The 10,491-nt window shown below is 59.3% G+C and carries 13 protein-coding genes; 8 read left to right on the top strand and 5 right to left on the bottom strand.

Going from position 1 to position 10,491, the window contains the following annotated elements; genetic code table 11:
• Window positions 1-237, bottom strand: a 237-nt coding sequence (locus tag VGI36_17100; protein HEY2486864.1) for a sulfatase-like hydrolase/transferase, incomplete at its 3' end; no start/stop codon positions are given.
• Window positions 238-1,437: 1,200 nt separating this feature from the next.
• Between VGI36_17100 and VGI36_17095 the strand changes: the two genes are divergently transcribed.
• From VGI36_17095 to VGI36_17075, 5 genes are all read left to right on the top strand, one after another.
• The gene (locus VGI36_17095; GenBank protein ID HEY2486863.1) at window positions 1,438-1,983 is read left to right on the top strand and encodes a hypothetical protein; all 546 of its coding nucleotides are present in this window, start codon (window positions 1,438-1,440) and stop codon (window positions 1,981-1,983) included.
• Window positions 1,984-2,128: 145 nt separating this feature from the next.
• Window positions 2,129-2,524 (top strand): DUF202 domain-containing protein, encoded by a 396-nt coding sequence (locus VGI36_17090; GenBank protein ID HEY2486862.1) that lies wholly within the window; start codon window positions 2,129-2,131, stop codon window positions 2,522-2,524.
• A 547-nt stretch (window positions 2,525-3,071) separates the two neighbouring features.
• The gene (locus VGI36_17085) at window positions 3,072-3,527 is read left to right on the top strand and encodes an Rrf2 family transcriptional regulator (protein HEY2486861.1); all 456 of its coding nucleotides are present in this window, start codon (window positions 3,072-3,074) and stop codon (window positions 3,525-3,527) included.
• Window positions 3,528-3,540: 13 nt separating this feature from the next.
• Entirely contained in the window at window positions 3,541-4,209 is a 669-nt protein-coding gene (locus VGI36_17080; GenBank protein HEY2486860.1) for a glutathione S-transferase N-terminal domain-containing protein, read from the top strand.
• Entirely contained in the window at window positions 4,206-4,898 is a 693-nt protein-coding gene (locus VGI36_17075; protein ID HEY2486859.1) for a class I SAM-dependent methyltransferase, read from the top strand. The genes VGI36_17080 and VGI36_17075 overlap by 4 nt, the downstream gene beginning before the upstream one ends.
• 55 nt (window positions 4,899-4,953) lie before the next feature.
• On the opposite strand, the gene VGI36_17070 is transcribed toward VGI36_17075, so the two are convergent.
• Window positions 4,954-5,832, bottom strand: coding sequence for an ergot alkaloid biosynthesis protein (locus VGI36_17070; protein HEY2486858.1), 879 nt, complete (start codon window positions 5,830-5,832; stop codon window positions 4,954-4,956).
• A 20-nt stretch (window positions 5,833-5,852) separates the two neighbouring features.
• Window positions 5,853-6,359, bottom strand: coding sequence for a nuclear transport factor 2 family protein (locus VGI36_17065; protein HEY2486857.1), 507 nt, complete (start codon window positions 6,357-6,359; stop codon window positions 5,853-5,855).
• A gap of 145 nt (window positions 6,360-6,504) precedes the next feature.
• Between VGI36_17065 and VGI36_17060 the strand changes: the two genes are divergently transcribed.
• Complete coding sequence (locus tag VGI36_17060) at window positions 6,505-7,221, top strand: SDR family NAD(P)-dependent oxidoreductase (protein HEY2486856.1); 717 nt, start codon at window positions 6,505-6,507, stop codon at window positions 7,219-7,221.
• Window positions 7,222-7,588: 367 nt separating this feature from the next.
• Here VGI36_17060 and VGI36_17055 read toward each other — a convergent pair whose 3' ends face one another.
• Complete coding sequence (locus tag VGI36_17055) at window positions 7,589-7,915, bottom strand: helix-turn-helix transcriptional regulator (protein HEY2486855.1); 327 nt, start codon at window positions 7,913-7,915, stop codon at window positions 7,589-7,591.
• 350 nt (window positions 7,916-8,265) lie between these two features.
• On the opposite strand from VGI36_17055, the gene VGI36_17050 reads away from it, so the two are divergent.
• Window positions 8,266-9,003, top strand: a complete 738-nt coding sequence (locus VGI36_17050; protein HEY2486854.1) for an adenylate/guanylate cyclase domain-containing protein — start codon at window positions 8,266-8,268, stop codon at window positions 9,001-9,003.
• Here VGI36_17050 and VGI36_17045 read toward each other — a convergent pair.
• Window positions 8,977-9,951 (bottom strand): L,D-transpeptidase, encoded by a 975-nt coding sequence (locus tag VGI36_17045; GenBank protein HEY2486853.1) that lies wholly within the window; start codon window positions 9,949-9,951, stop codon window positions 8,977-8,979. The two genes, VGI36_17050 and VGI36_17045, sit on opposite strands and share 27 nt — an antisense overlap.
• 209 nt (window positions 9,952-10,160) lie before the next feature.
• On the opposite strand from VGI36_17045, the gene VGI36_17040 reads away from it, so the two are divergent.
• The coding region (locus tag VGI36_17040) for a DUF1214 domain-containing protein (protein HEY2486852.1) at window positions 10,161-10,491 on the top strand (331 nt) is incomplete at its 3' end.

Raw genomic sequence — 10,491 nt, 5'->3', positions numbered from 1 at the left:
ATCGGTGAACCGCATGCCTTCCGTGGCGAGCTTGTCGAGGTTCGGCGTCCGGCCCGCCATGATTCCCTGGTTGTAGACGCCGATGTTGGACCAGCCAATGTCGTCGCCCATGATGAAGATAATGTTAGGCTTTTTGTCCTGAGCCGTGGCCTGCGAAACCGACCCTGGCAGGCAAGCCAGGAGCATGGCGGCGGCGAAAACGCCTACCAGTTTCGGGACATTTTGATGAAAGCTCATCTGGCCTCCTAGTCGAACGATTTGTCGATTGACCCTAGTCAAACGGCCGAACTGATTCCAATAGGACTTTGGTCCTCCGAGGGACTTGAGAAATTTCTCCTCAATTGGGTTTCTTCTCCTCGGCGGACAGCGTGGTAGCACCCGATGCGAGCGAAGCGACTATTATGATGCCGGCCGAAATGAGCACTGGGAATCGCTTCATGAGCTAGTCCCTCTGCACGTTTGATTGACTGCTTCTTTGATTAGATCCGACCCCTCCACGTTCTCCCTTTCAAAGGCCAGATCGGACCTCGTTGACTCGTGCCGATGCTAATTCTCCGCGGGCTGAATGCAATTGGAACTTGGTGCGACGGGCTGCGATCAGCGCATTAGCACGTTGGTTGCCTGGCGAGACCGTAGCGCGGGACCTATTCATCTGAGAGCGACGATTTTCCTAAAGATTCGGTCTTCGCTGAGCGGCAGGCACGAAGCTACGGATACCGGGTTGGACGACGACTCGTCTGCCCGTCGCGAGCTGAAATGGTTCTGGTTTTACGAAGCGGAAAGGTTGCTCGCGATTCTAACCGGATTGGACCAAGGTCTAATATACGCGGCGGCCTCCGCGATCTAGGGTAAAAGCAATCTCGGTTGCGAGAGCTTTTCATTCGTAGGCCACTGTCGGAGGTCGACCAGAGGCGACGAGGCGAAGAGATGAGAACCAGAGAGTGACCGGCTTGTTCCCCGCCGGACCTGCTCCCGACTCGACCAGCGCCTAGAAGGAGATCTTTGAACACCAACGCTTTTGACGGCTAGAGAACGGGTGCGATCGAATTGGTCTTCATCGGAGGCGTTCTGCCCCCTGCTTCCGCAATCTTTTGCTGATCAACGAGTTTGGCTGGGCAAAATAGTCCCGATTGACGATAGAGAAAAACGTCAGATCAGCTTCACTAAAAGGTTTGATGGACTATTGCATGCCCATCATCGATCGAGTCGCCGATTAGAGTGTTCTGTTCACCAACAGTTGCGGCGCCAGAATTGTATGGCTGGACGGTCGGCTTTTATGACTAGTCAAAGTGTTTTTCGAACGAGCTTGAGTGCGGACGGGTTGCCGGCAGCACGATTTATTTAGGTCTCCTTTATCGCTGACTCTGCAATCGCTTCGAGGACACGGTCACAATGGCGGGCACTCTGTCACGTGGAATCGCGGGGGTCGGTCGCTTCTTGCGCAGGGAGTTCGACGCGGCCTGGCCGGTGTTTGTGTTTTTTCTGACTGGATTCCTGCTTCTACTCCTGCTGGTTAAGCTCGCGCTAGCGCAATTCTCGATCGAGGTGAGGGCTCTCTCCAATGCATTGGTGGGGGCGCTGGTTGCCGCCAAAGCGGCACTGGTCCTTGATGAAACCCCGCTAGCACGCAGGCTTGAGCGGTACCCACGGATTGTCGCCGTCGTGGTGAAGACGGTTTTCTATGGCATCGTCTCTCTGCTGATGGGATATCTTGAACGGTTCTTAGAGGCGTTCCATAAGGTTCACCACTTTGACGAAGCAATTCGAAATGTAGTGGAACACGTGAATCACAATCGTCTGCTCGCCTGGGCTTTGGGAATCAGTATCGTTTTTGCACTCTACTTCTCGTTCTTTGAGATCAGCCAGCGTATGGGAGAGGGCGAGTTGGCAAGGCTGTTTTTTGAGTCCGGCGCACCTAGCAACCGCTCAGAACGGAACTCACAAATGGGTTCTGGTGGGGGTCGAGTCGAATCGCGTCAATGATTGCGGTGGAGGGAAACCAAGCGACGGTGAAACGTCGTCAAAGTTAGGTTCGTGGGAAACGCGAAGCGCGTTCAATGTTTCCAGTTGACCTGGTCAAGTAGCAGAATCTCGGCAGAAACGTCGCTTGTGAAAGAGGAAGGATCAGGTGTCGGAACAGACGGTACCTAGCGCGCCCAGACTCGACCAATCGACTAAGCTCGCTTTTGATCGTACGTGGGTCGCCTACGAGCGGACCATGCTCGCCTGGGTCCGGACTGCGACCTCGCTCATAACGTTCGGTTTCAGTATCTACAAATTTTTTCAAATTCTGAGAGAAGATAGTCCGGGAGCCAACTATCTTATTGGCGCCCGTCAATTTGGGATTCTGTTGGTTACCATAGGCCTGGCTTCTTTAGGGCTGGCGACGCTGGAATATCGGCAGAATATCCGAGCACTGGGTCCGGAGTACCAAGTCCGTCCGCGCTCACTGGCGGTGATTGTGGCCGCGCTGCTGTCGATTTTGGGCGTTGTGGCGATGAGTGTAATGATTTTTCGTTTGTAAACCGCGAAAACCAGGGCCTGCGGTTGTTTTTTCTCCGTACGTGCGGTCGGGACATATGAATGAGGCGGGCAGCTGCCCTCCCATCGCCACTGTCGACTGCTTCCCGAAGAACGGCGAGGTCGTCCATAGATCGGAAAACTTTTTGCCGGGCCTTACTGCGTGTGGAACCGGAGCGATGACGCCGGGGTTGGAGAGCCCACCCGCCAAAAACCTTCATCGACGCCTTGCTGGAAAACCTGGTCGGAGTTGTTCGCTAAACACGACTTTCCAATTGTCCCTACCGCATCGAGCAACCCCGTGGCGACGCGGAGAAGACTGCCGAACGCTTGGTTTCGCTGAATCGGACGAACCAGCCGATTTAGTGCCTCGTTGATTTCTTGCGCTTCTCGAGCTGTCGGTGGGTTGACCACGACCATCGAGGCTGCTCGATTTGCACGGATGTTCTTCAGATAGATGAGTCTCTGATTAAGCGAGCTTCTAGCGTGGAGCTGTCGCGAAGGGTGTCTGAGCTCTTGACAGTGGACGAATTCGTAACAATGATTGTTACATGAAACGAAACAGCCGTTTTTCGGTTGCGCTCCATGCACTGATCCAGATGGCGGAAAGGCGCGGCGAGCCTGCGACCTCCGAAGAACTGGCGGCCTGCCTGATGACCAATCCAGTGGTGGTGCGCCGGACCATGGCGGGGCTCCGGGCCGCGGGACTGGTCGGCTCAGCGCCTGGCCACGGCGGCGGATGGACCCTCAGGCGCGATCCCGCGGCGACCACTTTGCGCGCCGTTTACGCGGCACTTGATGAGTCGATGCTGGCGAGACCCGGCCGAGTGGAGAGTCCCGGATGCCTGGTCGAGCGAGCGATCTCCGGACTGATGCACGAAGTTCGTGAGGAAGCCGAGGCAATCCTCAGGCGCAGGTTGGGCGAGAAGACGCTGGCTGACCTCACGTCGGCGGTAAAGCGACTGATGACGAAATACCAAGTCGCCCGCACCCCCCATGCGGCGTGATTTCGGAGGAGCGATGAAACTCTACGAACTGACCTGGGGCGTGTATCCACGGCGCGTTATCATCTACCTGGCCGAGAAAGGCCTCTCGGATATCGCGCGTGTCCCGCTCGACTTCCTTCGCGGCGAGAATCGCGAGCCCGAGCATATGGAGCGGAACCCCGCCGGCACCGTGCCGGTACTGGAGATTTCTTCCGGCGTTTTCATCCGGCAGTCGACGGCGATTCTCGAATATCTCGAAGAAATCTATCCGTGCCCGAATATGATCGGGGATACTCCCCACGCGCGCGCTTTCACGCGTGACCTGATGAGCCTAATCAACGAGAGCACCCAATTTTTTGGCGCCTTCGTGACCCACGTCAGTCCGCTGTTCGCGGCCATGGTTGAACAGAAACGTGATGCGGCCAACGGGGCGTGGAATTTTTTCAAGCAGCGGGTGACCGCGCTTGAGCAGGTAGTGCGAAGCGACGAATTTCTTAACGGACTTCATCCGACGATTGCAGATTGCTCGCTTGCGGCGCTGGTCGGTTTTGCCCGGGATTTCTACGCGGTCGAGCTTCCATCCGAATGCGCCCGCATCAATCAGTGGTACCGGCGCTTCTCTACGCGCCCCAGTGCGCGAACCCCCGAGTATCCACGCGAGCTCCTGATGCTGGCGCGCGGGCAGGGAGAGATCGCGCGATGACTTCCGGGAACGAATTCGATCAAAACCCGGCGCTGGTCGACAACTACGAGCGCGCGCCGCGATGGTTCGTTCCGGGCTATGACGCGAGCCATGCGATGGCCGCGGTCCTGCTGCGTGATCGGATCGACGAGCATGGGCGAATACTGGTCGTAGGAGCCGGAGGCGGAGTCGAGTTATCGGTCTTCGCGCGGGAATGCGGGGGCTGGACCTTTGCGGCGATAGATCCGTCGGTCGAGATGCTCAAACGCGCGCGAGCGAAAATCGAATCGATTGGGGCGCTCGATCGGGTGTCATGGGTCCAAGGCTTGGTCGAGAACTCTCCCCACGAGTTGTTTGACGGCGCCACCGCCTTTCTGGCGCTGAGCTTCATCCCCGACGACGGTCAGCGACTGGACACGCTTCGCGAGATCCATGCGCGATTAAAGCCCGGTGCGCCCTTCCTCATGATCAATGGCTGCACGGACAAGCAGGGCGCGCGCTTTGAGGACGATCTGCGGGTTTACGCGGCGTTCGCGCGGCGTGGCGGTGCGCCCGCCGAGATGATCGAAAGCGCGCTCCGGATGCAGCGCGAAAGTCTCCATCCGGTGCCCCGTGAGCGCGAGGAACGGCTATTGGCGGAGGCCGGATTCAACGAAAGCGAGATCTTTTACGCCGGCCTGATGGTGTTCGGGTGGATCGCACGCGCCTGAGCCCCGCACCTCTAATTATCGAGGCACAGATCGTTTCACCACTGTTCTGCAGTGCTCAAAGCCCCGCAGTCCATTTGGAGGCGGTGGCTGCGACGAACTCTTCGAATTTGGCAGGGTGATGGCCGGTCAGTTGTTGGACGCAATGGGTAATACGATCTTCCGCTCCCGCAGCGATTGCTGCATCCATGGCCGCCAGCGTTTGCGCATGAAGCGTCGGCAGGCCCAGCGAGCGATGGCGCGCGGCCAATTCGTCTGCGCTGATTCGATGGTGTGAAACCGCGCGGCCGATTGCGCCGCCGATGCGGCGCGCGACCTCGTCGTAGCTGATGGGTTCGCCGCCGGTCAGCACGAAATCCAAGTTAAAGGAGGTCTCGCGGGTGAGCGCCGCCTGCGCGACCGCGGCGATGTCCTCGGCGCTGATGAACGGAACCCTTCCAGACTCGGTGGCAGAGTAGATTCGCCGCTCCTCGCGTAACGAGCGGAGATGATGTCCTTCCGAGAAATTCTCCATGAACCAGCTCGGCCGCAGCACCGCCCATTGCGCCGCATTTTGCTCAAGCCACAGATGAACCTGCCCCATCGCGGGTCCGCCGGCAGGAAGCAGCGATGCACTCAGCAGCACGAAGCGCGACACGCCGCGCTTAAGCGCCAGCTCAAGGAAGTCGATCATAATAGGCGCCACGTCCTGCTGCAGTGCCGGAGCAACCAGGTAGGCCGCGGTTACCCCTTCCAGGGTGCGCGCCCAGGTGCCCGGCTGAGTCCAATCGAACGGATCATCGGGGTGCATGCCCCGGGCTGCTATCCGGCAGGCGACACCACTTTCGCGAAGCCGGGAAACCAGCCGACGCCCGGTCTTTCCTTTTCCACCGGTGACCAGTACCAGCGGGTTCATGAAGGTGTGGCCCCGCCGCGTTCCCCGCTGTTCGACGACCACAAGTCAAGTTCGCCGAACGCCTAGAGGGTTACCAACGGGTTCCAATACTCACGATAACGCCAGATCTTGCCGTTACGCGCCTCGACCACGATCACGTAGCGTTGATTGTAGGGCCGGCCGGTGGTGAGCGCGCGCCCCTTGATCGCCATCTCGACCACGGCAAGCTCGGGATCGTGCATCGCGTGCACGCGCATTTCCGCGATCGAGTCGATGGCGATCCATTCGGGGTATCCCGTCATGTACGCGAGGATCGCATTCTTTCCTTGCAGGACGCGCGGGCGGCCTTCGGGCGCGTAGGGAAATTCACAAGTTCCGTCCTCGGCCCACAGTTCAATCCATTCGTCAAAGCGCCGTTCAACGATTAAGGCGTGATAGGACTGCAACAGTTTGAGGGTCTGCGCGCGCAGCTCGTCAGAATTCGAATCGAAACGTTTTATTCCGCCCATGTCACGCGCTACGATTTGGGCAGCGCCGTTGATCGAGTTAAGGAAGCAAGACAGGAGGCACGGAGGTGCGAACGGTGGCATCTCAGAAAGGTCCTGCGCGAACCTGAAGGCGGCCGAGTCGCTATGCAGGATGAAACGGATGTCCCTCGTTTGGAAGTCGGCGCAAGCCGCCCGGTCGAATTTAAGCGAATCGTCGCGAAGCGTTTGTCGGCAATAGAGAACAATTATGGACACCCAAAAACCCGTTGCAGTTGTAATTGGAGTCGGCCCCGGCCTCGGTGCAGCCCTCGCGCGCCGCTTCGCCGCCGCATACTCGCTGGCGATCTTGGCCCGTAAAAGCGATTACCTCAAGGAGTTGGCCGCCGAGCTCCGGCAGAGCGGAGGCACAGTGCTGGATCTGGCTTGCGACGTTAGCAACGGAACGCAGATCGCCGAGACCTTTCGAACGATCCGTGCAAAGTTGGGCGAAGTAGATGTGTTGCTCTACAACGCCGGCTCCGGAGTATTCGGAGGCATAACGGAGATCGCGCCTGACCAGTACGAAGCTGACTGGCGCGTCAATGCATTCGGCGCATTTGTCGCGGCCAAGGAAGTCGTGTCCGGCATGATCGCGCGGGGCCGGGGCGCAATGCTGTTCACAGGCGCGACCGCAGGTGTGAAGGCCGGGCCTAGATCAGTGTCATTCGGACCCGCAAAGTTCGCGATGCGGGGTCTAGCTCAGGCTCTGGCACGCGACCTCGGTCCCAAGGGCATCCACGTGGCCTGGATCAATGTGGATGGCAGCATCGACATTCCAGGAAAGCGCGGTCTCAAGCCCAGCCTGAGGGACGGCGACTTTCTCAAGCCCGAAGCGATCGCGGAGACCTACTGGCATCTGGCGCATCAGGATCCCAGCGCCTGGACCATGGAACTCGAAGTCCGTCCCTTCAAAGAGAAATTCTGATCCGCCCCCGCCCGGCATGCGGTCCCGATGCAGTTGTGGCTGCTGCCACACGGCCTCGCACAGAAACCGCGCGAGGCCGGACGTCAATCTTCCTCTAGGTGGGAAGCCTCGGAAACAATTTGGGTGCCGCCTGTGCTGCGAATTCGTCGAAAAGGTGTACCGGCCGCCCGAGGTATTTGTTGCCGAGGCGAGCTGGACAAAGACTGAACCTTACGCAAGCGCCACTTTGGCATAATCTCCACCAACTTGCCGTCACGGCCGAGGTGCCCGAAGTGGTGCCGGAAGTTGCTGACGATTCGCTCGCACTGTGGTCGAGCTCCTCGGTCATGAAATAAATTCGGCAATCGGAAGGCGAGTCATCTAGCAACTATCTGCGCTTGCCCGGTTTAACCCGCAACGCCTTTCGGAAAGCGCGATAGGCGGCTTCGACCTGTGCCAGGTCGGCCTCCGTCTTCACGTCCGGGGGCTGCCGGTTGGCATGAAAATACAGCACATCCGGCGAGATGCCGACGATCTTCGCGAGCTGTTCGATTATGAAGTCCTCGGGCGGGTAGCGGTGATCATGCTCGACCGCGTTGAGGTAGGGTGGGTCGACAACCCTTCCGTCCTCACGCCTCAACCGTCCGGCGACTTCCCTTTGCGTGAGGCCGGCCTTTTTGCGAGCCTCCCGTAGCACTTGACCGAATGTCTTCATCCAACCTTTCCCTTGGCTTTCCTAATTGACGGTTTCTCTGTGGTGTCCAGAATAGCTGGTTTGCCGGGGCAAATCACGAAACATGTAATCTTGGAATTATTAAATCTTACCAGACCCATTCGACGAATCCCGGAGCCCGGCGCGCTGCGCGCGTCTGGTGCCATGCTTCCATTCCCGAGGTGTCGGTCCTAAGCTCGTGACCGCGCCCAGAACTTTGGAGAGATTTCTCAGTGAGTCCTACCCCGAGAACCTGGACAAAGAGTTTTCGCAATCCAGAACAAGTTCGCCGCTTTCCGAACGGTCGGATAGAAACCGTATCGCACAACGAAACTACGATCGGGCGATTCCACATGGAGCCAGGCTGGCGCTGGTCTCGCGATGTCGGTCCGATCGCGCAGACCCGCTCCTGCCAAATTCATCACCAGGGCGTGGTTCTCAGGGGACGACTTCGCATCGAGCCCGACGCGGGCGAGGTATACGAAATCGGGGTCGACGACGTCTATGATATTCTCCCCGGTCACGATGGATTGGTAGTCGGCGACGAACCCTTCGAGGCAATCGAGTTCGCGAGTGCGCGGCTTTTTGCTGCGCCCGCCGACGGGGATCGCGTGCTCGCCGCGCTGCTCTGCACGGATATTGTGGATTCGACCGCGCATCTAAGGCGCCTGGGCGACTCCGCCTGGCACGAGCTGCTCCTCGAGCACAACCAGCAGGCGCGGAGCGAGTTCAACCGCTTTCGCGGGCGCGAGATACAAACCACCGGCGATGGATTTCTTGCCATGTTCGACGGTCCCGCCCGGGCGGTTCGCTGCGCCCGCGCAATTGGGCAGTCAGTCGCCGGGCTGGGGCTCGCGGTTCGCGCTGGGGTTCACACCGGAGAGGTAGAATTGATTGGCGAGAACATCCGAGGTCTCGCCGTTCACGAAACTGCGCGTATCGCGGGAGTTGCGAAGGGAGGCGAGGTACTGGTTTCAGCCACCACCAGGCACTTGCTTACCGGTTCCGGACTCTCGTTCGAATCGGCCGGAATCCATGAACTCAAAGGCCTTGCCGAGAGCGAGTTATTCAGACTTGCTGATTCCGGGTGATGGCGCCAGCGCTGCGGGTTCGACGCCGGATGCCGAATCAGCCTCCCCTCCAAGATCGATACGGCGCGCGATACCATCGACCATCACCAACGCGCGCGAGGCGCGCGACCAATTTATCGATCCTTCGATTCCGGCTGCGCGTGCCGCCGCTTGGAGCGCGTGGAGATCGGGCCGTCCTTGCTCATAAGGATCGGCGTCCGATTCCATGAAGATGCGGCCGTCCGCGAGTACCGCGAGGGTTACGGGCTGATAAACTATTTCGACCTGCTCGTCGTGTTTCACCAAGTGAAACAACTTGCTTACCGCCTCGGGTGCAAGGCGGATACAGCCGTGCGAGCCGAAGTAGAAGATACTATTCGGGTGATTGGTACCGTGGATCCCGATGCCTCCGTGATCAAGCCCGATCCAGCGTTGGCCAAGCGGATTGGAGGGTCCCGGCTTCACCACCGTCGAAGTCGGGATCCCGTCGTCCTCCATTTCGGCGCGAATCGCGGGCGGGACATGCCAGGTCGGATTCAGCTCAAGCGCCGCGATCCGATAGCTGCCGAGCGGTGTCCGCCAATCGGGGCGCCCCACCGTGACCGGCCACGCCCCCGCGAGATGGCCGTCCTGAAACACAAACAGCATTCGCTGCGGAACGTTGATCACTATGCCCTCAGCGAGTGCTGCTGCCGCCACGTGGCGGTTATCAATGATAATCGTGTCCCCTGGCTTCGGTTCGTCTCCATCCGGGAACAGGGTGAGCGCGGGCTCGCCGAAGTGCGACGCAATCGAATCGGAGGTGTCGTGCTCTTCTACCTGATAAGCGAATCGCTCCCCGGAAACTTCGTGCCCCAGGCTTACGGGGGTTGCGTTGGGTGGAAGCTCGGCGCCCGCCTGTGGCACCCGCGCATCCATAGCTATGAGCGCGAGCACCAGGGCGGCTCCATATGCGCTACGCAAACTCATCTCTCGAAGGGTAACCTCAAAATATATTCAATCGACGTAGACGTAAAATTGGACGAAAGATCAGGTCGCGGGCGATGGCCACGAGGGCCAGGTGCCGCGTTCCCACGGCTACCGAACGTCGGGCGCTATTTCCCAGCGTAACGAATCTGCTTGGGCCAACGTAGTGGCCTCGTAAAGGGCTTCTTTTGTCATTTGGTCGAAGGCTGCCGATGAAATTGGGGATGATGGTTTCGGCTGCGCTGGTAGGAACGGCGCTGGGCTTCTTTGCTACCTGGCTTACGGTCGTGCGGGTCGCCGTGCCGGGCGGAGTGGAGAATGGTTCGTGGAGGACCGATGTTGCCGCCGGTAATCCGCGCGGCAACCCGTACACGCGCGCGAGGGTGGCGCTCCACGGATTTCTCGCGCTGAATGCTCGCGAGACGGTCTATTACACGGCAACCCACGACGGCGAAGGCCAGCGGCTCGACGGCCGCTGTGTGTACGAGATTTCAGGCCACGATCCCGATGCGCGGTGGTGGAGCATCACCGCGTATGGTCCCG

This window comes from Candidatus Binataceae bacterium (assembly GCA_036495685.1).
GTDB lineage: Bacteria > Desulfobacterota > Binatia > Binatales > Binataceae > JAFAHS01.
Note: the sequence above shows the minus strand (reverse complement) of the source record. Positions and strands in the feature narration are given on the sequence as shown.